This window comes from Leisingera sp. ANG-DT (genome assembly GCF_000813785.1).
Taxonomy (GTDB): domain Bacteria; phylum Pseudomonadota; class Alphaproteobacteria; order Rhodobacterales; family Rhodobacteraceae; genus Leisingera.
The window spans coordinates 105,482-131,208 of sequence record NZ_JWLE01000001.1; the positions used below are offsets into that span (position 1 = coordinate 105,482).

Annotated in this window: 26 protein-coding genes; 13 read left to right on the top strand and 13 right to left on the bottom strand. The window is 64.8% G+C overall.

Features of this window, described 5'->3' with window-relative positions:
- Nucleotides 1-24 precede the first annotated feature (24 nt).
- The 5 genes from RA21_RS00515 (at nt 25) to RA21_RS00535 (ending at nt 5,988) form a co-directional block, all read left to right on the top strand.
- Nucleotides 25-1,005 carry an XdhC family protein gene (locus tag RA21_RS00515; protein WP_446720188.1) on the top strand — a complete coding sequence of 327 codons (981 nt, stop codon included), beginning with the start codon at nt 25-27 and terminating at the stop codon, nt 1,003-1,005.
- On the top strand, nt 1,002-2,003 hold the full coding sequence (locus RA21_RS00520; protein WP_019295923.1) for a molybdopterin-binding protein: 1,002 nt from the start codon (nt 1,002-1,004) through the stop codon (nt 2,001-2,003). The genes RA21_RS00515 and RA21_RS00520 overlap by 4 nt, the downstream gene beginning before the upstream one ends.
- Before the next feature lie 163 nt (nt 2,004-2,166).
- Entirely contained in the window at nt 2,167-2,652 is a 486-nt protein-coding gene (locus RA21_RS00525; protein WP_039145480.1) for a (2Fe-2S)-binding protein, read from the top strand.
- Nucleotides 2,653-2,749: 97 nt separating this feature from the next.
- The gene (locus RA21_RS00530; RefSeq protein ID WP_039145482.1) at nt 2,750-5,113 is read left to right on the top strand and encodes a xanthine dehydrogenase family protein molybdopterin-binding subunit; all 2,364 of its coding nucleotides are present in this window, start codon (nt 2,750-2,752) and stop codon (nt 5,111-5,113) included.
- Nucleotides 5,114-5,199: 86 nt separating this feature from the next.
- Complete coding sequence (locus tag RA21_RS00535; RefSeq protein WP_039145483.1) at nt 5,200-5,988, top strand: FAD binding domain-containing protein; 789 nt, start codon at nt 5,200-5,202, stop codon at nt 5,986-5,988.
- 55 nt (nt 5,989-6,043) lie between these two features.
- Here the strand turns inward: RA21_RS00535 and RA21_RS23385 are convergent, their stop codons facing one another.
- Both RA21_RS23385 and infC read right to left on the bottom strand, forming a co-directional pair.
- A complete protein-coding gene (locus RA21_RS23385; RefSeq protein ID WP_019295919.1) occupies nt 6,044-6,682 on the bottom strand; it encodes a methyl-accepting chemotaxis protein in 639 nt (212 codons plus the stop codon).
- A gap of 130 nt (nt 6,683-6,812) precedes the next feature.
- Nucleotides 6,813-7,370 (bottom strand): translation initiation factor IF-3, encoded by a 558-nt coding sequence (infC, locus tag RA21_RS00545; protein WP_342586016.1) that lies wholly within the window; start codon nt 7,368-7,370, stop codon nt 6,813-6,815.
- 360 nt (nt 7,371-7,730) lie between these two features.
- On the opposite strand from infC, the gene RA21_RS00550 reads away from it, so the two are divergent.
- On the top strand, nt 7,731-8,288 hold the full coding sequence (locus RA21_RS00550; protein WP_052257558.1) for a hypothetical protein: 558 nt from the start codon (nt 7,731-7,733) through the stop codon (nt 8,286-8,288).
- A gap of 95 nt (nt 8,289-8,383) precedes the next feature.
- On the opposite strand, the gene RA21_RS00555 is transcribed toward RA21_RS00550, so the two are convergent.
- The 7 genes from RA21_RS00555 to cobA form a co-directional block, all read right to left on the bottom strand.
- A complete protein-coding gene (locus RA21_RS00555; RefSeq protein ID WP_241483455.1) occupies nt 8,384-8,896 on the bottom strand; it encodes a hypothetical protein in 513 nt (170 codons plus the stop codon).
- 135 nt (nt 8,897-9,031) lie between these two features.
- Nucleotides 9,032-9,898, bottom strand: a complete 867-nt coding sequence (locus RA21_RS00560) for a ferredoxin--NADP reductase (RefSeq protein ID WP_029204787.1) — start codon at nt 9,896-9,898, stop codon at nt 9,032-9,034.
- A gap of 141 nt (nt 9,899-10,039) precedes the next feature.
- Entirely contained in the window at nt 10,040-10,435 is a 396-nt protein-coding gene (locus RA21_RS00565; protein WP_039145487.1) for a DUF934 domain-containing protein, read from the bottom strand.
- A gap of 5 nt (nt 10,436-10,440) precedes the next feature.
- The gene (locus RA21_RS00570) at nt 10,441-11,202 is read right to left on the bottom strand and encodes a phosphoadenylyl-sulfate reductase (RefSeq protein ID WP_052254166.1); all 762 of its coding nucleotides are present in this window, start codon (nt 11,200-11,202) and stop codon (nt 10,441-10,443) included.
- Between the two features lie 4 nt (nt 11,203-11,206).
- Nucleotides 11,207-12,871, bottom strand: coding sequence for a nitrite/sulfite reductase (locus tag RA21_RS00575; protein WP_039145489.1), 1,665 nt, complete (start codon nt 12,869-12,871; stop codon nt 11,207-11,209).
- The gene (locus tag RA21_RS00580; RefSeq protein ID WP_019295911.1) at nt 12,864-13,172 is read right to left on the bottom strand and encodes a DUF2849 domain-containing protein; all 309 of its coding nucleotides are present in this window, start codon (nt 13,170-13,172) and stop codon (nt 12,864-12,866) included. Before RA21_RS00580 ends, RA21_RS00575 begins: the two co-directional genes overlap by 8 nt.
- The gene (cobA, locus tag RA21_RS00585) at nt 13,172-13,927 is read right to left on the bottom strand and encodes a uroporphyrinogen-III C-methyltransferase (protein ID WP_019295910.1); all 756 of its coding nucleotides are present in this window, start codon (nt 13,925-13,927) and stop codon (nt 13,172-13,174) included. Before cobA ends, RA21_RS00580 begins: the two co-directional genes overlap by 1 nt.
- A gap of 209 nt (nt 13,928-14,136) precedes the next feature.
- Here cobA and RA21_RS00590 point away from each other — a divergent pair, with 209 nt between their 5' ends.
- Entirely contained in the window at nt 14,137-14,604 is a 468-nt protein-coding gene (locus RA21_RS00590; protein WP_019295909.1) for an Lrp/AsnC family transcriptional regulator, read from the top strand.
- Between the two features lie 33 nt (nt 14,605-14,637).
- Here the strand turns inward: RA21_RS00590 and RA21_RS22775 are convergent, their stop codons facing one another.
- A complete protein-coding gene (locus tag RA21_RS22775; RefSeq protein WP_156131907.1) occupies nt 14,638-14,784 on the bottom strand; it encodes a hypothetical protein in 147 nt (48 codons plus the stop codon).
- A gap of 240 nt (nt 14,785-15,024) precedes the next feature.
- Between RA21_RS22775 and RA21_RS00595 the strand changes: the two genes are divergently transcribed.
- Nucleotides 15,025-15,933 carry a LysR substrate-binding domain-containing protein gene (locus RA21_RS00595; protein ID WP_052257584.1) on the top strand — a complete coding sequence of 303 codons (909 nt, stop codon included), beginning with the start codon at nt 15,025-15,027 and terminating at the stop codon, nt 15,931-15,933.
- A 185-nt stretch (nt 15,934-16,118) separates the two neighbouring features.
- Here RA21_RS00595 and RA21_RS00600 read toward each other — a convergent pair whose 3' ends face one another.
- Nucleotides 16,119-17,303: a cytochrome P450 gene (locus RA21_RS00600; RefSeq protein ID WP_039145491.1), complete on the bottom strand. Its 1,185-nt coding sequence runs from the start codon at nt 17,301-17,303 to the stop codon at nt 16,119-16,121.
- A gap of 59 nt (nt 17,304-17,362) precedes the next feature.
- Here RA21_RS00600 and RA21_RS00605 point away from each other — a divergent pair, with 59 nt between their 5' ends.
- The 5 genes from RA21_RS00605 (at nt 17,363) to RA21_RS00625 (ending at nt 24,213) form a co-directional block, all read left to right on the top strand.
- Nucleotides 17,363-19,108, top strand: a complete 1,746-nt coding sequence (locus RA21_RS00605) for a sensor histidine kinase (protein ID WP_039145493.1) — start codon at nt 17,363-17,365, stop codon at nt 19,106-19,108.
- Nucleotides 19,105-20,334 (top strand): sigma-54-dependent transcriptional regulator, encoded by a 1,230-nt coding sequence (locus RA21_RS00610; RefSeq protein ID WP_019295904.1) that lies wholly within the window; start codon nt 19,105-19,107, stop codon nt 20,332-20,334. Before RA21_RS00605 ends, RA21_RS00610 begins: the two co-directional genes overlap by 4 nt.
- Before the next feature lie 722 nt (nt 20,335-21,056).
- On the top strand, nt 21,057-22,058 hold the full coding sequence (locus RA21_RS00615) for a DctP family TRAP transporter solute-binding subunit (protein ID WP_039145494.1): 1,002 nt from the start codon (nt 21,057-21,059) through the stop codon (nt 22,056-22,058).
- Between the two features lie 101 nt (nt 22,059-22,159).
- Nucleotides 22,160-22,837: a TRAP transporter small permease gene (locus tag RA21_RS00620; protein WP_039145495.1), complete on the top strand. Its 678-nt coding sequence runs from the start codon at nt 22,160-22,162 to the stop codon at nt 22,835-22,837.
- Entirely contained in the window at nt 22,837-24,213 is a 1,377-nt protein-coding gene (locus RA21_RS00625) for a TRAP transporter large permease (RefSeq protein WP_039145498.1), read from the top strand. Before RA21_RS00620 ends, RA21_RS00625 begins: the two co-directional genes overlap by 1 nt.
- A 167-nt stretch (nt 24,214-24,380) precedes the next feature.
- Here RA21_RS00625 and tpiA read toward each other — a convergent pair whose 3' ends face one another.
- Both tpiA and RA21_RS00635 read right to left on the bottom strand, forming a co-directional pair.
- Nucleotides 24,381-25,130 carry a triose-phosphate isomerase gene (gene tpiA / locus RA21_RS00630; protein WP_039145500.1) on the bottom strand — a complete coding sequence of 250 codons (750 nt, stop codon included), beginning with the start codon at nt 25,128-25,130 and terminating at the stop codon, nt 24,381-24,383.
- Nucleotides 25,131-25,267: 137 nt separating this feature from the next.
- The gene (locus RA21_RS00635) at nt 25,268-25,627 is read right to left on the bottom strand and encodes a HesB/IscA family protein (RefSeq protein ID WP_019295899.1); all 360 of its coding nucleotides are present in this window, start codon (nt 25,625-25,627) and stop codon (nt 25,268-25,270) included.
- Nucleotides 25,628-25,727 lie beyond the last annotated feature (100 nt).

Sequence of the window (25,727 nt, forward strand, 5' to 3'; positions counted from 1 at the left end):
CACCCGACACCGGAAGGCCCGCCGATGCAGACCATGACCCCCTTTGAGCACGCCCCGGAAACCGCGCTGCACTGGCACCGTTCCGGCACCGGCGCTGCGCTGGCCACCGTGGTGCAGACCTGGGGCTCCGCCCCGCGCCGCACCGGGTCGCAGCTGGTTGTGTCCGGGGAGGGGCAGATCGAGGGCTCGGTCTCCGGCGGCTGCGTCGAGGGTGCGGTGGTGGGCGAGGCGCTGGAGGCGCTGCAGGACGGCCAGCACCGGCTCTTGGAATTCGGCGTCAGCGACGAGGACGCCTTTGCCGTCGGCCTCGCCTGCGGCGGCACCATCAAGGTGCTGGTGGAGCCGGTGGGCTCTGCCCTGCCGGTGGAAATTCTGGAGGAGCTGGTGGCGGCCCGCGCCAGCCGCACCCCTGTTGCCTATGAGGTGAACCTCGCCACCGGCGCCCGCCATCTCACCCGCACAGAATACCCGGACCGCATGCGCATGGACCGCTCCGGGCTGGAAGACGACAGCGAGACCTTCGTGGCGGTCCACAACCCGCCCCTGCGGCTGGTGGCAGTGGGCGCAGTCCACATCACCCAGGCGCTGGTGCCGATGGCGCGGATTGCAGGTTATGATCCGGTTATCATCGACCCCCGCGCGGCCTTCGCTTCTCCTGAGCGTTTCCCCGGCGAAACCCTGATGGACGACTGGCCGGATGAGGCGGTCGCAAAGCTGGGGCTGGACACCCGCACCGCGCTGGTGCTCTTGACCCACGACCCGAAACTGGACGACCCGGCGCTGGAGGCAGCTCTCAGCGCTGATGTGTTCTATTTCGGCGCGCTGGGCAGCAAGAAGACCCATGCCGCCCGCGTCGCGCGGATGCAGGAGGCCGGGTTCAATGAAGACCAGATCAACCGCATCCACGGCCCCATCGGCCTCGACATCGGTGCCGCCAGCCCGGCGGAAATTGCCGTTTCGATCCTGTCGGAAATGACCGCCGTCCTGCGCGGCAAGCAGCCATGAGGTTTGGCCCGGTCCCCTTGGATGACGCGCAGGGCGCCATCCTCGCGCATTCCCTGCAGGGCGCCAACGGCAAGATCGCCAAGGGCACGGTGCTGAGCGCAGACGACCTCGCGGACCTTTCTGCCGCGGGACATGACACCCTGACCGTTGCCCGGCTCGACCCTGCCGACCTGCATGAGGACGCCGCGGCGGAGGCGCTGGCAAACGCTCTGGTGCCGGACCCCTCCGCGCAGGGCATCCGCATTTCCGGCGCCGGCACGGGGAGGGTGAACCTCTATGCCACTGGCGCCGGGCTGGTGCGGCTGAACCGGGACAAGCTGGAGGGGGTCAACGCAGTTGATCCGATGATCACCGTTGCCACCGTGCCGGACTATCACCGCGCCGATGCGCGCGGCATGCTGGCCACGATCAAGATCATCTCTTATGGCGTGCCGGCCGACGCCATCCGCCGTGCCAGCGAGGGGGCAGGGGATGCGATCCGGGTGCTGCCGCCGGTCCTGTCTTCCGCCACGCTGATAGAAACGGCAGTCACGGAAGACACCCCGCCGGATAAGGGCCGCGCCGCGATGGCGGGCCGCCTGCACCGGATGGGGATCTCCCTGTCGCCGCGCGTAGTGGTGCCGCACCAGGAGGACACGCTGGCGGAGGCCATCACCCAGGCACCTGGGCAACTGGTGCTGATCCTCACCGGCTCCGCCACCTCCGACCCTCACGACGTCGCGCCGCAGGGGCTGCGGCAGGCAGGCGGCACGGTGACTCGTTTCGGCATGCCCGTGGACCCCGGCAACCTGCTGTTCCTGGGCGCATACGAGGACAAGCCGGTGATCGGCCTGCCGGGCTGTGCACGTTCGCCGGCGCTGAATGGTGCCGATTGGGTGCTTGAGCGGATCGTCTGCGGACTGCCTGTCAGCTCCGCCGATATCGCCGCCATGGGCGTCGGCGGCCTGTTGAAAGAAATCCCCACCCGCCCGATGCCGCGCCGCGATGCAGAAGGCTGAATGCGGCGCTGCAGCGCGGGATTTGTGACGCAAGGTCACAACCATGGGTAAGCGGCTCTGACGCGAATTTGCGCTGCATCCCCGCCGGAAAACACTTCGCGGAAGGCTGGCGGCGTGCTTAACTCCCCCCAGCCAGACAAAAACAAGCTAAAGGGAGGGTACTATGGCCAAGGTCTCCATGACCGTGAACGGCAAGGCTGCCAGCGGCGACGTTGAAGGGCGCACGCTGCTGTCATCATTCCTGCGCGAGCAGCTGGGGCTCACGGGCACCCACGTGGGCTGCGACACCAGCCAGTGCGGCGCCTGCGTGGTGCATGTGGATGGCAAGGCGGTGAAAGCCTGCACCATGCTGGCGCAAGAGGCCGAAGGCGCCGAGGTTGCCACCATCGAAGGCCAGGCCAATGCCGACGGCTCTTTGAACACCATCCAGCAGGCGTTTCAGGACCATCACGGGCTGCAATGCGGCTTCTGCACGCCGGGTATGGTGATGTCGGCGGCGGCACTGCTGAAAGACAACCCCAAGCCCACTGAGGCGGAGGTCCGCGACTACTTGGAAGGCAACCTGTGCCGCTGCACCGGCTACCATAATATCGTCAAGGCGATCATGGCGGCCTCGGGACAGGATGTCTCAAGCATAGCGGCGGAATAACCGGACGACCCCAGGCCGGTACCCGGCCTGAGCTGAACAAGGAGTGACTGACAAAGAGGTGCGCCACGGCAGCACCCTCCAGGGAGGAAGACCAGACATGCCCAAGGATAACGGCATCGGCGCCAGCCCCAAGCGGCGCGAGGACGTGCGGTTCCTGACAGGAGCCGGAAACTATACCGACGACATTAACGTGAACGGCCAGGCCCATGTGCATTTCCTGCGCGCCGATGTGGCCCATGCGACCATCAATTCCATCGACACATCCGCGGCTGAGGCGATGCCCGGCGTGGTGAAGATCTTCACCGGCGCCGATTTCGCCGAGGTGGGCGGCATCCCCTGCGGCTGGGGCGTGACCGACCGCCACGGCAACCCGCAGCAGGAGCCGCGCCACCCGATCATCGCGCATGATACGATCCGCCACGTGGGCGAGATCGTCGCTGCCGTGGTTGCGGACACGCTGGAACAGGCCCGCGATGCGGCGGAAGCGATTGAGCTTAGCCTCAGCGACAAGCCCGCGGTGGTCAGCATGGGTGCAGCTCTGGCGGACGGCAGCCCTAAGGTGCATGAGGATCTGACCTCAAACCTCTGTTATGACTGGGTGTTCGGCAATCCCGATGACGATGCGGTGCAAGCGGCCTTTGACAGCGCCGCCCATGTGACAACGCTGGAGCTGGTCAACAACCGCCTGGTCGCCAACCCGATGGAACCGCGCGTGGCCATCGGCGATTACAGCCGCGCCACGGATGAGCACACGCTTTATACCACCAGCCAGAACCCGCATGTGATCCGCCTCTTGATGTGCGCCTTTGTGCTGGGCCTGCCAGAGCACAAGGTGCGGGTGATCGCGCCGGATGTGGGCGGCGGCTTCGGCTCCAAGATCTTCCACTACGCCGAGGAAGCCTTCTGCACCTTCGCCGCCAAGGCCTGCGGCCGGGCAGTGAAATGGACCTCCACCCGGGCAGAGGCGTTCATCTCCGACGCCCATGGCCGCGACCATGTGACGAAGATCGAGCTGGCGCTGGATGCTGACAACAACTTCACCGCGCTGCGCACCAACACGATGGCCAATATGGGCGCGTATCTCTCGACCTTCTCCACCTCGGTGCCCAGCTACCTGCATGGCACCCTGATGGCCGGAAACTACAAGACGCCCATCGTGCAGGTGAACGTGAAAACGGTCTTCACAAACACGGTGCCGGTGGATGCCTACCGCGGTGCCGGCCGGCCGGAGGCGACTTATCAGCTGGAGCGGGTGATCGACAAGGCCGCGCGCGAGCTGGGCGCCGACCCGATTGCCCTGCGCCGCCAGAACTTCATCACCGAGTTCCCCTATGAAACCCCGGTGGCGCTGACCTACGACACCGGCGATTACGCGGCGACGATGGACAAGCTGGAGCAGGTCGCCGATGTGGCAGGCTTCGCCGCCCGCCGCGCCGAAAGCGAGAAAAACGGCAAGCTGCGTGGCTTTGGCATCAACTGCTATATTGAGGCCTGCGGCATCGCTCCCTCCAACATCGTGGGCATGCTGGGCGCCCGGGCGGGGCTTTATGATGCCGCCACCGTGCGGGTGAACGCCACCGGCTCCATCAGCGTGATGGTCGGCGCGCATTCCCACGGGCAGGGGCATGAAACCTCCTTCCCGCAGGTTGTCGCCGACATGATCGGCATTGATGAGAGCATGGTCGATATCGTGCACGGCGACACCGGACGGGTGCCGTTCGGCATGGGCACCTACGGCTCGCGCTCCATCGCGGTCTGCGGCTCCGCCATGGTACGCGCGACAGAGAAGATCATCAGCAAGGCCAAGAAGATTGCCGCCCATCTGATGGAGGCCTCGGACGCCGATATCGAGCTGAAGGACGGCCAGTTCACCGTTGCGGGCACCGACAAGTCGGTGGCCTGGGGCGATGTCTGCCTGACCGCCTATGTGCCCCACAACTACCCGCTGGAGGAGCTGGAACCGGGGCTGGAGGAGACCGCGTTCTATGACCCGGCGAACTTCACCTATCCGGCTGGCGCCTATGCCTGCGAGGTGGAGGTGGACCCCGACACCGGCAAGGTCAGCATCGAACGGTTCGCGGCGGCGGACGATTTCGGCAATATTATCAACCCGATGATCGTTGACGGTCAGGTCCATGGCGGGCTGGGGCAGGGCATTGGCCAGGCGCTGCTGGAGAACGCCGCCTATGACGAGGACGGCCAGCTCTTGTCGGCCTCCTTCATGGACTACGCGATGCCCCGGGCCGATGACGTGCCGTTCTACCAGGTGGACCATTCCTGCCAGACCCCCTGCACCCATAACCCATTGGGCGTGAAGGGCTGCGGTGAGGCCGGCGCCATCGGCTCGCCGCCGGCGGTGGTCAATGCGGTGATCGACGCGCTGCAGTCGGGCGGCAAGAACGTGGCCCACATTGACATGCCGCTGTCGCCTGCTCGGGTCTGGGCGGCGATGAACGGGTAAGGGCTCATGGGGGCGCTGCCCCCATACCCCCGGAGTATTTTCGGAAAGATGAAAGCCGGCGGGCCGGTTTTCAGAAAGGATACGAAATGTATGAATTCGAATTCGAGAAGCCCTCAACCGTTGCAGAGGCGGTTGCCGCGCTGGCGGATGAGGACGCGCAGGCGCTGGGCGGCGGGCAGACGCTGATCCCGACGCTGAAACAGCGGCTGGCGATGCCGTCGAAACTGGTCTCCCTCAGCGGCATTCCGCAGCTGAAGGAGCTGAGTGACAATGGCGGCATGCTGACCATTGGCGGCGCAGTCACCCATGCAGAAGTGGCCGCTGCCGCGGCGGACAGCTATCCGGCGCTGGCGGAACTGGCCAGCCATATTGGGGACCCGGCGGTCAGGAACCGCGGCACAATCGGCGGTTCGCTGGCCAACAACGACCCGGCGGCCTGTTATCCGGCGGCGGCGCTGGGCAGCGGTGCGACCATCGTCACCAACGCCCGCGAGATCACTGCCGATGACTATTTCCGCGGCCTGTTCGAGACTGCGCTGGAAGAAGGCGAGATCATCACCGCAGTGCGCTTCCCGGTGCCGGAAAAGGCCAATTACCAGAAGTTCCTGCAGCCCGCATCGCGGTTTGCCCTGGTGGGCGTCTTTGCGGCGAAATATGCGGCGGGCGTCCGGGTGGCTGTCACCGGCGCGTCAGAGGAGGGCGTGTTCCGCTGGCATGAGGCCGAGGCGGCGCTGGATGCCAATTTCGCACCGGACGCGCTGGACGGGCTGAGTGTGGATGCCGGCGGCATGATCGGTGATCTGCATGGCACCAAGGAATACCGCGCCCATCTGGTTGGGGTGATGGCAAAACGCGCGGTGGCCGCAGCGGGCTGAACCGCCGCAAGCTAAAGACATGCGCAGGCGCCGGTTACCGGTGCCTGTTCCCGTGTCAGTGCTTCAGATAGCCGGACATTTCTTCCAGCAGGTTCTGAGTCTTGCCGGACAGTTCGCGGATCTCGGTGGCAATGACGGCAAAGCCCTTGCCCATTTCGCCGATCCGCGCCGCCTCGATCGAGGCGTTGAAGGAGATGAACTTGATGTTCTTGCCAACCCCTTCGGCAGTGGCGATGGTCGCGCGCATCTGTGCGTCACGCTCTTCCTCGCGCTGCTGCTGCGCCTCGCGCAGGGTCTGCACCATGTCCTTGAGAAAGTCCGAGACCGCCGGTTCCAGCCGGTAAAGGCAAAGGGCGGCCAGATCCGGCACATTGCGAACGTGCGCCAGTACGGCGCCGTCAGCCTGGCCGGCCGCACTGTGGAGCGGTTCCAGCAACTCCAGGCAGGACTGGCGCTTGCCCTCAAGCTCCGCCGGAAGAGTATAGGCGCAGTCCGCCAGCAGGGCATCCAGCCCGCCGCCGAGCATATCGCAAGCGGCGCAGATACGCCGCACCGACAGGTCCAGCACATCCTCTGCATTGGAGCTGTCCGCACCCTCCGGCGCCTGCGCCAGCGCCAGCAGCGACAGCGCGGCAATCCGGCTGGGGCCAATGGCCATGAAGGCGGTGTTCTGAACGTCGGTCAAGCTGGTCATGCGTCTGCCTTCACTGGAGATGGCACCTGTATAGCGGGCAGGCGTTAAGGCAGCGCTAACCGAAGCAGACAAAAAAAGCCCCGCAGGCGGCGGCCTGCGGGGCTGTGCCTGGCACCAGCGGTGCACCGGCTTATTTCTTGGCGAGCGGCCCGATCAGCATGATCATCTGGCGGCCTTCCATCTTGGGGAAGTTCTCGACCTTGCCGATCTCCTTGGTGTCCTCGGCAACCCGCTCCAGAAGCTCGCGGCCAAGATTCTGGTGCGCCATTTCGCGGCCGCGGAAGCGCAGGGTGACCTTCACCTTGTCGCCGTTCTCCAGGAACTTCACGACATTGCGCATCTTCACATCGTAGTCATGGGTGTCCGTGTTGGGACGGAACTTGACCTCTTTGACCTCGATGATCTTCTGCTTCTTGCGGGCTTCGCTCTCGCGCTTCTGCTGTTCGTATTTGAACTTGCCAAAGTCCATGATCTTGCACACGGGCGGATTGGCGTTGGGCGAGATTTCAACCAGATCAAGTCCGGCCTCTGCCGCCATGTCCATGGCTTTTGCCGGGTGCACAACCCCGACGTTTTCGCCATCGGCGCCGATCAGGCGGATTTCGGGGGCGCGGATTTTTTCGTTGACGCGCGGGCCGGTGTCTCGTTGCGGCGGCGCGTTATGAGGTCTGCGGGCTATGACTGCGATCCTTCTGTCATTGCAAAAAGTGCGGGAACGCTACTGCCCCCGCGTCTGTGATTCAAGCGTTATGGGCGGTATGGCGGCAGGAAAGCCGCATTTCAAGGCCGCATGTTGCAAAAGGCCCGGAAAACAGAAGCGAAACTGGTCCGGATTGCAGGTGAAGCGGGCGGCGCAACCGTCTGAAAAAACCGCAATTGCGGCGGGGTTCCGCCAGTTTGGCGCGGCCGGGCGGCGCGGCGCCGCCCGTGATGCATATGTGCCAAACTTCCCCCTTGAGCTGTGCCCCGTGCATTGCCATCTGGCAGGCAGATGCCGCGCGTGGCGCGGCCCGGCCCCGGACGGGCCGGCAGGAGTGAGGAGAGACCTATGAAACAGTTGTTGATCGTGCTGGGCCTGGGTGCCGCAGCGGTGGTTGCCTATCTGCTGGTGAGCGGCCAGGACGCGCAGGAGCCCGCCCCGGCTGAAGCACCCGCGGTGCAGGAAGAGCAAAGCAGCACCGATCCGGTGACTTCGGAAGAACCGGCGGCAGCGGCAGAAGACGCCGCCCAGGACGCGGCTGAGGCAGTGGAAGAAGCCGTCGAGTCAGGCGCCGAGGCAGCAGGCGACGCGGTTGAAGCGGCGCAGGATGCGGTAAACGAGGCCGCCGGCGCGGTGACGGAAACCGTCGGCGATGCGCTGGACAGCGCGTCCGATGCGGCTGGCGAGGCCACCGGCACCGCAGCAGATGCAGCAGCCACAGCGGTTGACAGCGCTGCAGAAACTGCAACAGGCGCGGCGGATGCGGCTGCAGATGCTGCTGAGGCGGCACAGGACACTGCCACCGGGGCGCTGGACAGCGCAAACACTGCCGCTGAGGAACTGCTGAACCAGTCCGGCGCTGGCGAAACCGGTGCGGCTGACACCACGGCAACCGGCAGCGACTGATAGCCTCCGCCAAGGCGGGAACAAAAACAGGCGGCTGGGGAACCCCGGCCGCCTTTTTTGATTGTCCGGTTGAACCGCGCCGCGGCGGCCGCCGGTCAGTGCGGCCGCGCCTGCGCCTGCTGGGCAAGGCGCGCCATATGCTCCAGCGGTGCTTGGGCTGCGGGCTGTTCAGAGGGCGATTGCGGCACCAGGAACGTCAGGAAGCTCTCCCAGCCGCCGCTGGCGCCGCCTTGCTTGCGGGCGCGTTGGATCTGCAGCTGTGCCACCGCGAGCAGGTCCAGCGCTTTGCCGCCGTCGTAGTCCTTGCCGGTGAGGCCGGCCAGATGGCTGCGGAAACGGTCGCCCATCGAATTCAAAAGCAGCATCGGCGCGGTCATCGGCTGGCCTTCCTGCACCAGCGCGTCGAACATCAGGTCGATGTCCTGCGGTGTCATGGCGCGCAGGTCGAAACGGGCCTTGATGGCGGCAATCCTGTCCTGCAGCGGCGGCTGCACCGGGTCGGGGCGGTTCTGGAAGCCGGACAGCGCGGCGCGGACGCGGGCCTTGCCTGCTTCGGTTCTGACGGACTGGAAGACGGGCGCCTGCCCGGGGGCCGTTTCGTTATGCATCTGCTGTTGCTCCATTCTGGATCTCAGCAGCAGAATTACCGATTCATCCCCAACAAAAGATAAACGGGAGGCGGCAGCCTCCCGTCAAATCCGTGTCAAAATTCGGGCAGCCCGCAGGGGCGGGCCAGCGCCGGATCAGTCCAGGAATGCCTTCTCGACCACGAAATGTGCGGGCTTGGAGTTGGCGCCTTCCTCGAGGCCGTAAGTGTTCTCAAAGAGGTCCTTGAGCTCCAGGTTGAAGGCCAGGTTGCCGCAGATCATCGCCCGGTCGCTTTCCGGGTTCAGCGGCGGCACGCCGAGATCGGCAAAGGCCTCGCCGGAACGCATCAGGTCGGTGATGCGGCCCATCTTGGGGCTCTCTTCGCGGGTGGTGGTCGGGTAGTACTTGATCTTCTTCCAGAAGCCTTCGCCGATCACCTCATTCAGCAGTTCGTCGTCCTTCAGGCTCTCGATCAGCTCAGCACCATAGGTCAGCTCGCCTGCTTCACGGCAGGTGTGGGTGATGATCACCTCGTCGAATTTCTCATAGGTTTCCGGCTCGCGCAGCAGCGAGGCGAAGGGGGCAAAGCCGGTGCCGGTGGCAAAGAACCAGATCCGCTTGCCCGGAACCAGCGCGTCATGCACCAGGGTGCCGACCGGCTTGGGGCGCAGGATGATCTCGTCGCCTTCCTTGATGTGCTGCAGCTTGGAGGTCAGCGGGCCGTCCTGCACCTTGATCGAGTAGAATTCCATTTCCTCGTCCCAGGAGGGGGAGGCAATGGAATAGGCGCGCAGCAGGGGCTTCACCTTGCCAGTCTTGGGATCGGGATCGTTCATCAGGCCGATCATCACGAACTCGCCGGAGCGGAAGCGCAGGGAGGCAGGCCGGGTGCAGCGGAAGGAGAACAGCCGGTCGGTCCAGTGTTTCACCTGGGTCACGGTCTGGGCGTCGGGCAGGGCCGGCACGGCTTTGGCCGGTTTCGGGTCGGTTGCAGTGTCGGTCACGGGTGTCATCTCATTCATCGGTTCCACTGCCGGAGGAGTAGCCGGCACCTCTGATTAGTCTTTGATACAGGTCAGGAAAACCCCCTGTTTTGCGAAACCGGCCCCGCGTCTGACGCAACGGAGCCGGTTTCAGGGAGTGTCCCGGGTTAAGGGGCTGGCTTAGCGGGCAGCGGTGCTGCCGCGCAGGCGGGCCTGATAGCTGTGGTCTTTCCAGTTGGCGCGGGCGAGCCACTGGTCCTCGGGCTGGCGGGCGGCCAGCTCGTCGGTCAGCTCAACCTCGTCAAAGCCGGAGCGGCGGGCCATGGCGTACTGGTCGGCGATCACATGGCCGAAGGCGCGCAGGCGGCCCTCAAAGCCCTTCAGCCGCAGCTGGCGGGCCAGGGTGAAGCCGCGGCCGTCGGCAAAGCTGGGGAATTGCACCCGCACCAGCTCCACGCCGTCCAGCGATACGTCGTTCAGATTGGCGTCCGAGGCCAGCTCCAGCACGTTGCTGCCCTCAAAGCCGCCGGTCCAGTCTTCGGCGGCAAAGCCGGTGTCGGTCACGATAACAGTCATCTCACTCACGCTCCTGTGCGTACCATTTGGCCGTCCACCACGTGGATGCCGCATTCTTCTTTGTTCTCCCCGCGCCACCGTCCGGCGCGCGGGTCTTCGCCTTCCTTGACCGGGCTGGTGCAGGGCGCGCAGCCGATCGAGGGATAGCCCTTGGCCACCAGCGGATGGCGGGGCAGGCGGTTCTCATCCATATAGGCGCGCACATCTTCCGGCGCCCAGTGGGCCAGCGGGTTGATCTTCAGCCGCCCGGTGCCTTCTTCGACCTCGAAGAACTCCAGCGCCGCACGGGTGCCGGACTGGAACCGCTTGCGGCCGGTGATCCAGCCGTCGTAGTCCGCCAGCGCCTTTTGCAGCGGCACGGTTTTGCGCAGCGTGCAGCAAGCGTCCTTGTCGCTGAACTTGAGGGCCCCGTAGGGGTCCTTCTCGGCGATGTCATCGGCGCGGATGATGCGCACATTGCGCAGGCCCAGCCGCTCGCTCACCTCCTGCTGATAGATCAGCGTTTCGGTGAACAGCAGTTCGGTGTCCACGAACACAACCGGGGTCATCGGGTCGATGATCGCGGCCATGTGAAGCAGCACCACGGATTCCGCGCCGAAAGAGGAGACCAGGGCGATGTGCCCTGCATCCCGCAAAGCGCCCTCCATCACCGAGGTGGCCGAATGGTGGCGGAAGCGCGCATTGAGCGCCTCCGCCTTGGCGGCCAGCTCCCGGTCCCGGATGAGGTCTTCCTCTCCGGCGGGCTTGTTTCCGGCTGTATGGAACATCAGATCAGGCGACCTTTTTCTGAGCCTCGGGGTAAAGCGCGGCCTTGAAGGGATCCATGCCAACCCGGCGGTAGGTTTCGATGAAGGTCTCCTCGGCGTTTTCGCGCACCGACAGGTAGGTCTCCACGATCCGTTCCACCGCAGGCACGATTTCGTCATAGGCGAAACCGGGACCGGTGCGGGTGCCGATGGCGGCATTTTCCGACGCGTCGCCGCCCAAGGTGATCTGGTAGTTCTCCACCCCTGCACGGTCCAGGCCCAGGATGCCGATGTGGCCCACATGGTGGTGGCCGCAGGCGTTGATGCAGCCCGAGATCTTGATCTGCAGGTGGCCGATGTCATGCTCCAGCTTCAGCTCGTCAAAGCGGGTGGCAATCTCCTGCGCGACCGGGATCGAGCGGGCGGTGGCCAGGTTGCAGTAGTCCATGCCCGGGCAGGCGATGATGTCCGAGATCAGGCCGAGGTTTGCGGTGGCCAGCCCGTGTTCTTTCAGCTTGGCGTGGATTGCCGGCAGGTCCGACTTGTGGACATGCGGCAGGATCACGTTCTGCTGGTGGCTGATGCGCAGCTCGCCATAGCCGTACTGCTCTGCCAGGTCCGCCATCACGCGGATCTGCTCAGCCGATGCGTCGCCCGGGGTTGCCCCATGCGCCTTGATCGAGATGGTGGCGATGGCGTGGCCCTCGGCGCGGTGCGCGTGCAGGTTGGTGTCGGCCCAGGCGCGGAACACCGGGTCGTTGGCATAAGCTGTGTCGAACGCATCGGTCGGGGCGGAGCGGAACTCCGGCGCCTGGAAATGCGCCTTGATCTCTTCCAGCAGCTCCTGGTCGGTGCCGTCGTACTGGCCGCGGATGGTCAGGAAGGCTTCCTCGGTCATCGCGCGGTAGGTGTCGATGCCGTTCTCGGAGACGGTGATCTTGATGCGCGCCTTGTACTTGTTGTCGCGGCGGCCCAGCACGTTGTAGACGGTCAGAACCGCCTCCAGATAGGGCAGCAGATCCGCCTGCGGCAGGAACTCGCGCAGCACCTGGCCGATCATCGGGGTACGGCCGAGGCCGCCGCCAACGATAACCTTGAAGCCCAGCTTGCCGTCCTTCTCGACCACCTGCAGGCCCACGTCATGGGCGCGGATCACGGCGCGGTCGGTGTCGCTGCCAGTGATGGCGATCTTGAACTTGCGGCCCAGGAACTGGAATTCCGGGTGGTCGGTGGACCACTGGCGGATCAGCTCGGCATAGGGGCGGGGATCGGTCAGCTCATCCGCGGCGGCACCGGCGAAATGGTCGGCGGTGGTGTTGCGGATGGTGTTGCCCGAGGTTTGGATCGCGTGCAGGCCGACCTCACCCAGCGCGTCCAGCATGTCCGGCAGGTCACGCAGTTTCGGCCAGTTGTACTGGATGTTCTGGCGGGTGGTGAAATGGCCATAGCCCTTGTCCCACTTCTCCGCCAGCAGCGCCAGGGCGCGCATCTGGTTCGGGTTCAGGGTGCCATAGGGGATCGCAACCCGCAGCATATAGGCGTGCAGCTGCAGATAGACGCCGTTCATCAGGCGCAGCGGGCGGAATTCTTCCTCGGTGAGGGAGCCGTCGATGCGGCGCTCGACCTGGGCGCGGAACTGGGCGTTGCGTTCGGCCAGGAAGGCTTCGTCGAATTCATTGTACTTATACATTGGCTTCAGCCTCCTGTTTGCCGTGGAAGTAGTTCGAGGGTCCGGTGCGGCGGAATTCCTCGCGGAAGTGGGTCGGCTCGGGGCCGTTCGGGCCTGCCTTGGCGTCGGCCAGATAGGCGCCGACGATCTTGATGTTCTGCTTCTCCGCCTCGATCAGGCGCAGCTGGGCGTCTGCCTCGTCCGTGATCAGCTCAGCTTCGGACAGGTCGCGGGTCCAGGTGTCCTGGGCGGTGAAATAGATCACGTCGCCCTCGAGCAGGTCGTTGGCGGTGATGACTTTGGGTGTAAAGGCGCGGGCCATTATGCAAGCTCCGTTTTGAGATCGTTCAGGGCTGCCGCCGCCTGGCGCGGGGCAAGTCCCAGGAATGTGAGGGCAGGGCCGTCGAAACCAGCCGCATCCAGGTCGGCGGGCAGGCGGTCCAGCGTTGTTTCCAGCACCCGCTGTTCGGGGCGCGAGGCGTTTTCGATGATGGTCACCGGCGTTGCGCGGTCGGCGCCATGCATGATCAGGCGGCCCTGCACGAAGCGGGCGGATTTCTTGCCCATATAGACCGCGGCAACCTCGCCCGGGCGCGCCAGTGCGGCCCAGTCGTGATCGGCAAAGCCGGTCATCGCATGGCCGGTCAGGAACCGGACCGAGGTATTGCGGCCGCGCTGCGTCAGGCTCTGGCCGATAGCGGCCACGGCAGCGGAGGCGGCGGTGATGCCGGGGATGATGCTGTAGGCGATGCCCGCTTCCTCGCAGGCGGTCAGCTCTTCATCGAGGCGGGCAAAGATCGCAGGATCGCCGCCCTTCAGCCGCAGAACCTTCTTGCCCTGCTTGGCCAGCTCCACCAGCCGGGCGTTGATGTCCGCCTGAGAAACCTGAGCGCCAAAGCCTTCCTTGCCTGCGTCTTCCAGCACCGCCTGCGGGCCGGCCAGTTCAAGGATCTCTGCGCTCACCAGACGGTCATGCAGGATCACGTCGGCGGCTTGCAGCGCGCGCAGGGCTTTCAGGGTCAGCAGCTCTGCATCGCCGGGGCCGGAGCCCGCAAAGCACACCTGGCCCGCAACCATACAGTCCATGCTGCCACGGACGTGAGTGGCGGCATTGGCAGCATGTGTCGATGGTGCGGACATTCCTGTACCCTCTGAGTGTGTTTGACTTGGGGTTAGATATAGGAAATATTCCCGGTATTGCGCTATATGGGCGGATAAATAAGAACAATGGTTTTGCCGCGGCGGGACATCGGGCCGATTGGTCCTCACAAAAGGAGAAAACAGGAATGACGGTGCGGATCGACGGCACGGACCGGAAAATTCTGGCTGAACTGCAGCGCGACGCCAGCCAGTCGCTGGATGAAATAGCCCGCCGGGTGGGGTCTTCCAAGACCCCGGTGTGGAATCGCATCCGCAAGCTGAAGGAGGCCGGGGTGATCGGCCAGCAGACGGTGCTGCTGGATGCGGATTCCCTGGGGTTTGAGGCCTGTTTCTTTGTCCTCATCCGCACCTCGGAGCATGAGGCGGAATGGCAGGCCAAGTTCCTGAAGGCGCTGCAGGAACGCCCCGAGGTGCAGGAGGCGCACCGTCTGGCGGGCGATATCGACTATATCCTGAAAGTGCGGGTGCAGAACGCCCGTGCCTATGATGTGTTCTATCAGGCGCTGATCTCAGAGGTGAAAGTGCACAATGTGACCGCGCTTTTGTCGATGGAAGAGATTAAGTCGACCACCATGCTGCCGCTGGGCAGCTAGAGGGTAGGGCGGCCGGCTGGCCGCAGCTGATCGTCACAGAGGCGGGCGCAGCAGCAGGTGGCGCCCATCTTGCAGCCGCCAGGGTGATGTGTCTTCGGCGGATGCTTGCGGCACTACGCCAATATCGGCCAGCAGGTGCGGAGAGATTTCCGACAGCCGCTCCATGTCGCGGCGCGGCACATGGACCGTTTTCCGGGACGTGTTTGTAAAAGGCTCAGCTTTTCTCAGCCCTATCAGGGCTGCAATCCAATCAAACACGCTGCGGGCCGGACCCGCATGGTGCCGGATGTCTGCTGTTTCACAATTTGAACTCATGGCTGTTCCTCCATTCAGGCCTCTGAGAGATAGGGGCGGAGGGGGCTTGCGCGCAAACCAGTTAATCTCCACCATGGTTCAGGAAAACTGACCCATGGTGAGATGATGCGCTTGCCGCCCCTGAATTCCCTGCGCGCCTTTGAGGCCGCCGCCCGCTACGAAGGCTTCATCGCGGCTGCGGAGGAGCTGTTCGTGACGCGCGGCGCCATCAGCCGCCAGGTGAAGATCCTGGAGGACCACATCGGCGTGCCGCTGTTTCACCGCAACGCCCGCGGGGTGGCGCTGACGGCGGCGGGGCAGCGGCTTTACCCGGTGCTGACCGAGGCCTTTGCGATGATGCAGCGCGAGGTGGAGCGGGTCACGGCGGATGCCTCCGAGCTGCGGGTGATCTGCCCGCCGACCCTGTCGCTGCGCTGGCTGCTGCCGCAGCTGGAGCAGTTCCGCATCGCGCATCCGGAGATCACCCTGCGGCTGGCCACCGACTTCTATGGCAGCAAGGGGTTTGAACGGTCGGAATACGATCTTGGCATTTCGTTGGAAAACATCCCGGGACGGCCTGCGGATATCGAGGTCATGCCGCTGTTCGGCATGATCCTTTCACCCGCTTGCGCGCCATCGCTGCTGCCTGCGCTTGCGGACGGTCCTGCGGCGCTGGCGGGTCTGAGGCTGCTGCACGAAACCCCGCGCCGCCAGGACTGGCACACTTGGCTGCAGCATTTCGGGGTGGAGGCGGTGGACCCGGACAGCGGTGAAGTTTTCCCGAACCTCGACATGGCCACCCGCGCGGCGGTGATCGGGACCGGTGTGGTGATGGCCGATTTGGTGCTGTGCCGCGACGAACTGGAAAGGGGGGATCTGGTGCTGCCCTTCCCGGACATGGCCTGCACCACCCCGCAAGGATCTTATGCGCTGATCGGCGAACGGCAGAAATGGAACGACCCCAAGGTGGCCGCCTTCCGGGAGTGGCTGCTGAACAGTCCCGGCATGGCGGCCCTGCCGGCCTTGCCGAAGTGACATCCGGGCCGGGCGCGGAAGGAGGGCGGGAGGGGGCGCTGCCCCCTCGGCGCCGGGGCGCCTCACCCCCGGAGTGTTTTGCCAAAGGTGAAAAAGGGGGGGCGTCACGCCGCGTCAGCGGCGCCTGGCCCAACTGTGCAAGGGGATCTGTGATCCCTGCGGCGCGGGCGGGAGCGCCCCGGTCCTCAGCTGCGGGCGACCATCAGCCGCGTGAGGCCGTGGAAGTGATAGGTGTTCGAGTACTCCGGCTCTGCCGCCAGTTTCAGGTCCGGGCAGTGTTCGAACAAGATGGGCAGGGCAATCTGCATCTCCAGCCGGGCCAGCGGCGCGCCGACGCAGAAATGCAAGCCCCCGCCGAAGCTCTTGTTCACTTTCGGCAGGCGGGATGGGTCGAAGCGGTGCGGATCGTCCAGCGCCGATGCGTCGCGGTTGGCGGCGCCCAGCAGCAGGGCCACTTGGTCGCCGCGCTGGAAGGTGTGGCCGAAAACCTCTGCCTCCTCATAGGCGTAGCGGGTGAACATGTGCAGGGGCGGGTCGAAGCGCAGGATTTCCTCCACCAGCCCCTCGATCCCCTCCGGCGCCAGCCACTCCGGCTGCCAGCCCTGCTGCAGCATCGTCTTCACACCATTGCCCAGCGAATGCACGGTGGCCTCATGGCCCGCATTCAGCAGCAGGATGCAAGTGCCGATCAGCTCGTCTGTTGACAGCTTGTCGCCTTCCTCCTCCGCCGCGATCAGCCGGGTGATCAGGTCGTCGCGGGGATCATTGCGGCGCTCCGCGATATAGCCGCGCAGAAACTCGGTGAACTCCTGCGAGGCCTTGGCCGCGGCGTGTTCAGTGTCTTCCGTGCGCGACGCTTGGTACATCGCAACCATCTTGTGCGACCAGTCCAGAAGCTGCGGCGCCATCGCCTCCGGCACCCCCAGCAGGCGGCAGATGGTGATCACCGGCACCTGGGTGCAATAGGCGTCCAGCAGGTCAAAGGGCTGGTCCGGGAAGCTGCCAGCCAGCTGGTGGCACAGCTCCCGGATACCCGGCTCCAGCGCCGCAATCTCGCGCGAGGTGAAGGCGCGTAGCACCAGGCGGCGCAGGCGGGTGTGGCGGGGCGGTTCGGCATCTAGCATCGAATGCGCCTCCACCGCCAGGAAGGGGGCCAGATGGGCGGGGCCGGGCTTGCGCAGCTCTTCCGGAACCTCGCGGCCGAAGCGGCGGTCGCGCAGCAGCATATGCACCGCGGAATGGCCGAAGGCAGCAACCATGCCGTAGTCCTGCCAGTGGTGCAGCTGCCCATGTTTCCGGGCTTCGGCATAGAAAGAATAGGGGTCCTGCACAAAGGCGGGATCGGTGGGGGATTGGATTAAAGTCTTCATATACCGGTTGTTGCTGTTGCGTCTGGTCAATGCAAGGGCCGCTTTGATAACGTGCCGCAATGAAAACACAGCACTATCTTCGCTGGAGCCTGCCTGCCGGGTTCCTTGTGGCCGTGGCGGCACTGGCGCTTGCGGTCTGGTCTTATGGATACCGCCAGGCTCTGAACGGCCTGGCAGAGCGCAGCGCCGCGGATCTGGCGCTGGCGTCTGACCGCGTCAGCACCCAGCTTCAGGTCTATCAGGAACTGGCGGTGCTGACGGCGGAGCATCCGGCGCTGGCAGACCTCTCGACGCCGGCAGCGCAAGACGAGGCGGCGGAGCTGCTGCGCGCGGTCGCCGACAAGACGGCAGCGCTGGATGTGTTCTTTGCTGCCGCGGACGGGCGGGTGCTGGCGGCTGCCGAGGGGGTGACAGGTGCCAGCGTGGCAGCGGAGGATTATTTCATCCGGGCCACGCAGGGCGCGCTGGGCACAGGCCATGGCGTGCTGCCCGCGGAGGGCAAACGCGCCTATTTCTATGCAGCCCCCGCCTTTTCCGGTGAGGGCCGGGTGCGGGGCGCGCTGGTTGTGGTCGCAGATGTGGGGGACGTGGAGCAGACCTGGCGCGGCTCCTTGCCCGCGGTGTTCTTTACCGATGAGCGCGGAGAGGTGTTCATTGCCAACCGCACGGAGCTGCTGTTCTGGCAGCGCGGCGCTGACGGACAGAACCCGAGCGTGACGGGACGCGACTATTTTGCCGGGCATGAGATCTGGAGCCTGGAGGGCAGCCCTTACCTGCCTGCCCAGGCGCTGCATCTGACAGTTGGCCTGCCGGTCATCGGCATGACCGGGGAGATCCTGGTGGACGTGGCGCCGGCCCGGCAGATTGCGCTGCTGCAGGCGGCGGCGCTGGCGGCAGTGTGCCTGGCGCTGGGTGCGATGCTGTTTATCGTGATGGAGCGCCGCCGCACCCTGGCGGAGGCCAACGCGGTGCTGGAGAGCCGGGTCGAGCAGCGCACCCGTGATCTGTCGGCGGCCAACACCCAGCTGCGCCGCGAGGTGCGCGAGCGCGAGGAGGCCGAGGCGGCCCTGAAGCGCGCGCAGGAGGAGCTGGTGCAGGCGGGCAAGCTGTCGGCACTGGGGCAGATGTCAGCAGGCATCAGCCACGAGCTGAACCAGCCCCTGATGGCGATCCAGCAATATGCCGAGAACGGCGCTGCCTTTCTGGAGCGCGGCAAGGCGGAGCGGACCGGCGAAAACCTGGGCCGGATTGCCGATATGGCGGCGCGGATGGCGCGGATCATCAAGAACCTGCGTGCCTTTGCCCGCAATGAAAGCGAGCCGATGGGGCAGGTCGATCTGGTGCAGGTGATCGACGCCGCAGTGGAGCTGACGATGCCGCGGCTGAAGGCCGACCGCATCGACCTGCGGTGGACCCCGGCTGCCTGCGGCGGGCCGGTCCATGCCTGGGGCGGCGAGGTGCGGCTGACGCAGGTGTTTGTGAATCTGATCAACAACGCCGCCGATGCGATGCAGGGACAGGTGGAGAAGGTGATCTCGATCAGCGTTGACACTGGCCCGCGGCTGCTGGTGCGGGTGCAGGACAGCGGTCCCGGCATCAAGGAGCCGGAAAAGATGTTTGATCCCTTCTATTCCACCAAGGCAGTGGGCAGTTCCGAGGGGATGGGGCTGGGGCTGTCGATCTCCTATGGGCTGGTGCAGAGCTTTGGCGGCAATATCCGTGGTGCCAATACCGGCGGCGGCGCGGTGTTCACGGTGGAGCTGGAGCCGTGGCGCGAAGGTGCTGAAAAGGGAGACGCGGCATGACCCGCAAGGTGCTGCTGGTAGATGATGACGCGGCGGTGCGGGAGGCGCTGGCGCAGACGCTGGAGCTGAACGACCTGGATGTGGTCGCCTGCGGCTCGTTTGTGGCGGCGAAGGATCACATCACCTCTGCGTTCGATGGCATCATCGTGTCTGACATCCGGATGCCGGGGCGGGACGGGTTTCACCTGCTGGACTATGCCCGCGGTGCCGACGAGGAACTGCCGGTGGTGCTGCTGACCGGCGAGGGTGACATTCCGATGGCGGTGAAGGCGATGTCGCAGGGGGCGTTTGATTTCCTTGAGAAACCCTGTGCGCCCGCCGACTTCCTGCCGGTCTTGGAGCGCGCGCTGAAGACCCGGGCGCTGGTGCTGGAGAACCGGCGGCTGAAGCATCAGCTGGAAACCGGCGACCCGGCAGCGCGGCTGCTGTTCGGGACCTCGCCGCAGGCCAAGGAAATGCGCCAGCGGGTGCGGGCGGTGGCGCCGACGGGGGCAGAGGTGCTGGTCACCGGCGCGCCGGGCAGCGGCATTTCCAAGGTGGCGGAGGTTATCCACCTGATGTCGCCCGCCGCGCAGGGGCCCTTTGTGAAACGCCCTGCCGCCGGGCTGGCGGCGGACACTGTGGCGGAGCTGTGCCAGGAGGCGGCGGGCGGCTCATTGTTCCTGGACGAGGTGCAGGCGCTGCCGGAGGCGGCGCAGTATGCGCTGCTGGCGCAGCTGGAACAGGGCGGCGGGGTGCGGATCATCGCGGGCTCCAGCGCTGATCTGGCGGGCAAGGCGGAAGCGGGCGGGTTCAGCGCGGATCTGTTTTACCGGCTGGATGTGATGCGGGTGCGGATCCCCTCGCTGGCGGAACGGCCCGGCGACATCCCGGTGCTGTTCCGCCATTACGTGGCACAGGCGGCGGAGCAGGCGGGGATCGAGGCGCCGGAGGTTTCGCAGGACCATCTGGCGGCGCTGATGGCGCAGGACTGGCCGGGCAATGCGCGCTCATTGATGTCGGCGGCGATGCGGTTTGTGCTGGGAATGCCGGAAGAGGCCGCAGCGGCGGCCGGGCTGGGACTGGCAGAGCAGATGGCGCAGGTGGAGCGCTCGCTGCTGATTGCGGCGCTGGGCCGCGCCAACGGGCGCGCGGCTGCGGCCGCGGAAGCCCTGAAGCTGCCGCGCAAGACGTTTTACGATAAGCTGGCCCGCTATGGCATCCGGCCTGAGGATTACCGCCGCTGAGGGCGCTGGGGCCGGGAGCCTTGCGGTTCGTACTGACCGGCGCTGAGGCCGGGGTAATCAAGGAGGCGGCGCCGCCGGAAAGCCCCATCGGGGCCGTGGGCGGAGGGAGGACGGGGGTCGCAAGCCCCCATGTCCGCTGAAGCCTTCGGTGCGGGACGCCCCTGAAACCTATTAAGAGGTGGTCCGGGGGCCCTGTGATCTCCTGGTGGTGCGGGGTGTCAGTCCGTACCGTTGTCGCGACGGGAATGAGTATCGCAGGCCCGGGTTAAAGAGCGGCAAGCGGTGCGTACGGTGGGTGCGCAACACCCTTCTTAGACCGGGTCGCTTGCGGCCCGGTCTGCGCCTGCCTGCCCGTCAAACCACAGGTTTGCCTCCGGCAAAACGGTCAGGCGCATTCGCGCCCGCCCAGGCAGGCGCAGACCTATCAGTTGCAAACATGCTCGTGATTCCTGCAGTTTTGTCTGGCGCTAACATTTGTGCGGTTTTTCGCACAAAGCCCTGAAAGCCCTGTGCGGGATTTCGCACAGCTTGTTGCGGGCGTTGTTGATACGCTTTTGATGTCTCCCGTAAGTGTATGCAAAGACGCAGATAATTCTGTGAAATGGTGATTCTCGAATCAATTGTTGAGCGGTTTTCCGCAACTTGGGATGCTTTTGCCAGGCCTCAGTCCTGCGCTGAGTGCACCATCGGATTTACAGACGATTTTTCTGGGAGGAAAAACCATGAAATTCCTGACAACTGCCGCCACCGCATTGGCTCTGGCTGTTTCCGCAGGCGCCGCAAGCGCCGCCTGTGATGACGGCGAAATCGTGGTGAAGTTCAGCCACGTCACCAACACCGACAAGCACCCCAAGGGGATTGCTGCGGCGCTGCTGGAAAAGCGCGTGAACGAAGAGATGAACGGCACCATGTGCATGGAGGTCTATCCGAACTCCACGCTGTATAACGACAACAAGGTGCTGGAAGCGATGCTGCAGGGCGATGTGCAGCTGGCCGCGCCGAGCCTCTCGAAGTTCGAGAAGTTCACCAAGCAGTTCCGCCTGTTCGACCTGCCGTTCATGTTCAAGAACATCGAAGCCGTGGATGCCTTCCAGGCGTCCGAGACAGGGCAGGAGATGCTGAACTCGATGCAGCGCCGCGGCCTGCAGGGGCTGGGCTACTGGCACAACGGCATGAAGCAGATGTCCGCCAACAAGCCGCTGGTCGAGCCCACGGATGCCAACGGGCTGAAGTTCCGCGTGCAGTCCTCTGACGTGCTGGTGGCGCAGATGGAAGCGATCGGCGGCTCGCCCCAGAAAATGGCGTTCTCCGAAGTTTACGGCGCGCTGCAGCAGGGGGTTGTGGACGGGCAGGAAAACACCTGGTCCAACATCTACGGCAAGAAGTTCTTTGAGGTGCAGGACGGCATCACCGAGACCAACCATGGCGCGCTGGATTACCTGGTGGTGACCTCCGTGGACTGGCTGGACAGCCTGGATCCGGCAGTGCGCGACCAGTTCCTGACCATCCTGAACGAGGTGACCGCGGTGCGGAACGCCGAGTCGACCAAGGTGAACGGCGAAGCACGCCAGGCGATCATCGACGCCGGCGGCGTGGTGCGCGAACTGACCCCTGAGCAGCGCGCGGCCTGGGTCGAGGCGATGAAGCCGGTCTGGGAGAAATTCGCAGGCGACGTCGGCCAGGAGAAGATCGACGCGGCGCAAGCCATCAACGCAGGCCTCTAAAGGCCATCTCCGGGGTGCCCTGCGCGGGCGCCCCGTGACCGCAGGCGGCGCGGGGATCCGCCGCCTGCACCCTTACTTTCCGCAAAACTTGGGAGGCAGCCATGGCGGGGTCCAGAACCGGCCCGAGCGGGCTTATCAATTCACTCGAAGAAACCCTGATCGCGCTTCTGCTGGGGCTGATGACGGCGATTACATTCGCCAATGTGATCGCGCGCTTCGTGTTCAATTCCAACATTCTGTGGGCACTGGAACTGACGGTGTTCCTGTTTGCCTGGCTGGTGCTGCTGGGGGCGTCTTACGCGGTCAAGACCCACGCGCATCTGGGCGTCGATGCCATCGTCAACATGCTGTCGCCGGGCGCGCGCAAGGCGGTGGGCCTGTTTGCCGCTGGCTGCTGCATCGTGTTTTCGCTGCTCTTGCTGAAGGGGGCTTATGACTACTGGGCGGTGTTTGCCGACCTGCCGCCCACCTCGGGCCGCTGGTTCCCGACCGGGCTGGACATGAAGGCGCGCAGCCAGAGCTTCTATGAGGTGCAGGACGTGCCGATGGTGGCGGTGTTCAAGTTCTTGGAGGACCTGATCAACTACGGCGATTCTTACGAGAAACTGCCGAAGGTGGTGCCTTACGTGGTGCTGCCGGTGTCGATGCTGCTTCTGGTGTTCCGCTTCATCCAGGCGGCGTTCCAGATTGCCCGCGGCGAGGCTGACCGGCTGGTCGCCAGCCATGAAGTCGAAGATGAAATTGCAGAAGTGCAGGCGCAGCGCGGGGAGCATGACTGATGGAAGTGGTAATCCTCTTTGCGATGGTGATCGGCCTGCTGCTGATCGGGGTGCCGATTGCGGTGTCCCTGGGCCTCAGCTCGACAATCTTCTTGCTGATCTACTCCGACAGCTCTCTGGCCTCGGTCGCAGGTACGCTGTTTGAAGCCTTTGAAGGGCATTTCACCCTGCTGGCGATCCCGTTCTTCATTCTGGCGTCGTCTTTCATGACGACGGGCGGCGTGGCGCGGCGGATCATCCGCTTCTCCATCGCCTGTGTCGGCCATCTGCCGGGCGGTCTGGCGATTGCGGGTGTCTTTGCCTGCATGCTGTTTGCCGCGCTGTCCGGGTCGTCGCCTGCAACCGTGGTGGCCATCGGCTCCATCGTGATCGCAGGCATGCGGCAGGTGGGCTACACCAAGGAGTTCGCAGCCGGTGTGATCTGTAACGCAGGCACCCTGGGCATTCTGATCCCGCCGTCGATTGTGATGGTGGTCTATGCGGCTGCTGTGGAAGTCTCCGTCGGGCGGATGTTCCTGGCCGGTGTCATTCCGGGCCTGCTGGCTGGTCTGTTCCTGATGGTCACCATCTATGTGATGGCCAAGGTCAAGAACCTGCCGAAGGGCGAATGGAAGGGCTGGGGCGAGATCATCACCTCGGGCCGTGAGGCCGGCTGGGGCCTGTTCCTGATCGTGATCATCCTGGGCGGCATCTATGGCGGTATCTTCACGCCGACTGAGGCGGCAGCGGTGGCGGCGGTCTATGCCTTCCTGATCGCCTCGTTCGTCTACAAGGACATGGGGCCGCTGTCGAACGGCGAGGGTGAAGCGAAGACGCCGCTCATGAAAAAGCCCTATGCGCTGGTCACGGCCTTCTTCCACAGCGACACCAAGCATACGCTGTTCGAGGCGGGCAAGCTGACCGTGACGCTGCTGTTCGTGATCGCCAACGCGCTGATCCTGAAGCATGTGCTGACCGATGAGCAGGTGCCGCAGCATATCGCCAATGCGATGCTGTCTGCCGGTTTCGGCCCGGTGATGTTCCTGATCGTCGTGAACGTGATCCTGCTGATCGGCGGCCAGTTCATGGAACCCTCGGGCCTGCTGGTGATCGTGGCGCCCTTGGTGTTCCCGATTGCCATCGAGCTGGGCATCGACCCGATCCATCTGGGCATCATCATGGTGGTGAACATGGAGATCGGCATGATCACACCGCCGGTCGGCCTGAACCTGTTCGTGACCTCGGGCGTGGCGGGCATGCCGATGATGGGGGTGGTGCGGGCCGCGCTTCCGTTCCTGGCGGTCTTGTTCGTCTTCCTGATCCTGATCACCTATGTGCCGTGGCTGTCGACCGTGCTGCCAAACGCGGTGATGGGGCCGGAGATCATAACGAACTAGGCAAGTTCGCAATAAGAAAACGCCCCGGGGTACCGGGGCGTTTTTCGTTTTAAGGCAGGGGCGCAGCCCCTCTTGTCCCTTCGGGCCAATTCACCCGGGGGTATTTCGAACCAGAAAGAAGCGCGCAGGAGTTGCTGCTTCTTTCTGGTCTTAAATACCCAATAGCCTCAGCTGGCCTCAAGCGCGGTGATGATCGGGGAGAAATCCGCGGCCTTGAGGCTGGCGCCGCCAACCAGCGCGCCGTCGACGTTGGAGACGGCGAAGATTTCCGCAGCGTTAGACGGCTTCACCGAGCCGCCGTAGAGCAGGCGGATGCTGTCTGCCGTCTCAGCCCCGAAACGGGCGGTGAGTTCGGCGCGCAGGAAATCATGCACTTCGGCGATTTGTTCCAGGGTCGGCACCTTGCCGGTGCCGATGGCCCAGACCGGCTCATAGGCGATCACGGTGTTTGCGCCTGTGGCATTGGCCGGGACGGAGCCTGCGAGCTGAGTGCCGGCCACTTTCAAAGTGTCGCCGGCTTCGCGTTCTGCCAGGGTTTCGCCGATGCAGATGATGGCGATGAGGCCTTCTGCGATGGCGGCCTCGGCCTTGGCGCAGACCTGGGCGTCGCTCTCGCCGTGGTCGGCGCGGCGTTCGGAGTGGCCGAGGATCACGGCAGAGGCGCCTGCGTCCTTCAGCATCGCAGCCGACAGATCGCCGGTGTGGGCGCCGGAGGCGTTTGCGTGGCAGTCCTGGCCGCCGATGGCGACGGCGCTGCTGTTGGCGGTGTCCGCGGCGCGCGACAGGAGGGTGGCAGGCGGGCAGATCAGGATATCGGCTGCGGGGGAGGCATGGCTTTCCGCCAGGGCCGCCAGTTCAGCGAGGTTTTCGCCGGTGCCGTTCATCTTCCAGTTGCCTGCTGCCAGTTTCCGCCGCATGGGGGTGCCTCCGAATGTCCTGTTTGGGCGTGACTGGTAGCACCGGCGGCGGAGCGGTGCAATTCGCTTGAGAGCCTGGCTGAAAAGCAAAGGGCGGGGAAAGCCCCGCCCGGTGTTTTCTGCCAATGTGTGCCGGATCAGGTGCCGGGAACTTCTTTGAAGGAGATCGACTCGCCGCAGCCGCAGGCCTCGGACACATTGGGGTTGTTGAACTTGAAGCCGCTTTCCAAGAGCGTCACCTCATAGTCGATTTCGGTGCCGAACAGGAACATCTGCGCCATCGGCGCGATCAGGATGCGGGCGCCGTCCTGTTCCACAACCTCGTCATTGGCGTCGGGCGCGTCGACATATTCCATGGTGTATTCCATGCCCGCGCAGCCGCCCTTCTTGACGCCGATGCGCAGGCCGGCATGGCCGTCCTTTGCCATCAGCTTGGCGATCTGGGCCGCAGCCTTGGGCGTCATGGTCACCGCCTGTTTGCCGGGAATGCCGAACATGTATGTCTCCTTGCGCTTCCCTAGTTATCTAGGATGGCCGCCGGGGCGGCTCAACCCCGGATGCGACCGGGAAGCCATAACATATACCTGCTATGCAGAA

Excerpts from the sequence above, each read along its gene's own strand:
- RA21_RS00515 (WP_446720188.1), top strand. The coding sequence starts at position 25 with ATGCAGACCATGACCCCCTTTGAGCACGCCCCGGAAACCGCGCTGCAC.
- RA21_RS00520 (WP_019295923.1), top strand. The coding sequence starts at position 1,002 with ATGAGGTTTGGCCCGGTCCCCTTGGATGACGCGCAGGGCGCCATCCTC.
- RA21_RS00525 (WP_039145480.1), top strand. The coding sequence starts at position 2,167 with ATGGCCAAGGTCTCCATGACCGTGAACGGCAAGGCTGCCAGCGGCGAC.
- RA21_RS00530 (WP_039145482.1), top strand. The coding sequence starts at position 2,750 with ATGCCCAAGGATAACGGCATCGGCGCCAGCCCCAAGCGGCGCGAGGAC.
- RA21_RS00535 (WP_039145483.1), top strand. The coding sequence starts at position 5,200 with ATGTATGAATTCGAATTCGAGAAGCCCTCAACCGTTGCAGAGGCGGTT.
- RA21_RS23385 (WP_019295919.1), bottom strand. The coding sequence starts at position 6,682 with ATGACCAGCTTGACCGACGTTCAGAACACCGCCTTCATGGCCATTGGC.
- RA21_RS00550 (WP_052257558.1), top strand. The coding sequence starts at position 7,731 with ATGAAACAGTTGTTGATCGTGCTGGGCCTGGGTGCCGCAGCGGTGGTT.
- RA21_RS00555 (WP_241483455.1), bottom strand. The coding sequence starts at position 8,896 with ATGCATAACGAAACGGCCCCCGGGCAGGCGCCCGTCTTCCAGTCCGTC.
- RA21_RS00560 (WP_029204787.1), bottom strand. The coding sequence starts at position 9,898 with ATGAATGAGATGACACCCGTGACCGACACTGCAACCGACCCGAAACCG.
- RA21_RS00565 (WP_039145487.1), bottom strand. The coding sequence starts at position 10,435 with ATGACTGTTATCGTGACCGACACCGGCTTTGCCGCCGAAGACTGGACC.
- RA21_RS00570 (WP_052254166.1), bottom strand. The coding sequence starts at position 11,202 with ATGTTCCATACAGCCGGAAACAAGCCCGCCGGAGAGGAAGACCTCATC.
- RA21_RS00575 (WP_039145489.1), bottom strand. The coding sequence starts at position 12,871 with ATGTATAAGTACAATGAATTCGACGAAGCCTTCCTGGCCGAACGCAAC.
- RA21_RS00580 (WP_019295911.1), bottom strand. The coding sequence starts at position 13,172 with ATGGCCCGCGCCTTTACACCCAAAGTCATCACCGCCAACGACCTGCTC.
- cobA (WP_019295910.1), bottom strand. The coding sequence starts at position 13,927 with ATGGTTGCGGGCCAGGTGTGCTTTGCGGGCTCCGGCCCCGGCGATGCA.
- RA21_RS00590 (WP_019295909.1), top strand. The coding sequence starts at position 14,137 with ATGACGGTGCGGATCGACGGCACGGACCGGAAAATTCTGGCTGAACTG.
- RA21_RS00595 (WP_052257584.1), top strand. The coding sequence starts at position 15,025 with ATGCGCTTGCCGCCCCTGAATTCCCTGCGCGCCTTTGAGGCCGCCGCC.
- RA21_RS00600 (WP_039145491.1), bottom strand. The coding sequence starts at position 17,303 with ATGAAGACTTTAATCCAATCCCCCACCGATCCCGCCTTTGTGCAGGAC.
- RA21_RS00605 (WP_039145493.1), top strand. The coding sequence starts at position 17,363 with ATGAAAACACAGCACTATCTTCGCTGGAGCCTGCCTGCCGGGTTCCTT.
- RA21_RS00610 (WP_019295904.1), top strand. The coding sequence starts at position 19,105 with ATGACCCGCAAGGTGCTGCTGGTAGATGATGACGCGGCGGTGCGGGAG.
- RA21_RS00615 (WP_039145494.1), top strand. The coding sequence starts at position 21,057 with ATGAAATTCCTGACAACTGCCGCCACCGCATTGGCTCTGGCTGTTTCC.
- RA21_RS00620 (WP_039145495.1), top strand. The coding sequence starts at position 22,160 with ATGGCGGGGTCCAGAACCGGCCCGAGCGGGCTTATCAATTCACTCGAA.
- RA21_RS00625 (WP_039145498.1), top strand. The coding sequence starts at position 22,837 with ATGGAAGTGGTAATCCTCTTTGCGATGGTGATCGGCCTGCTGCTGATC.
- tpiA (WP_039145500.1), bottom strand. The coding sequence starts at position 25,130 with ATGCGGCGGAAACTGGCAGCAGGCAACTGGAAGATGAACGGCACCGGC.
- RA21_RS00635 (WP_019295899.1), bottom strand. The coding sequence starts at position 25,627 with ATGTTCGGCATTCCCGGCAAACAGGCGGTGACCATGACGCCCAAGGCT.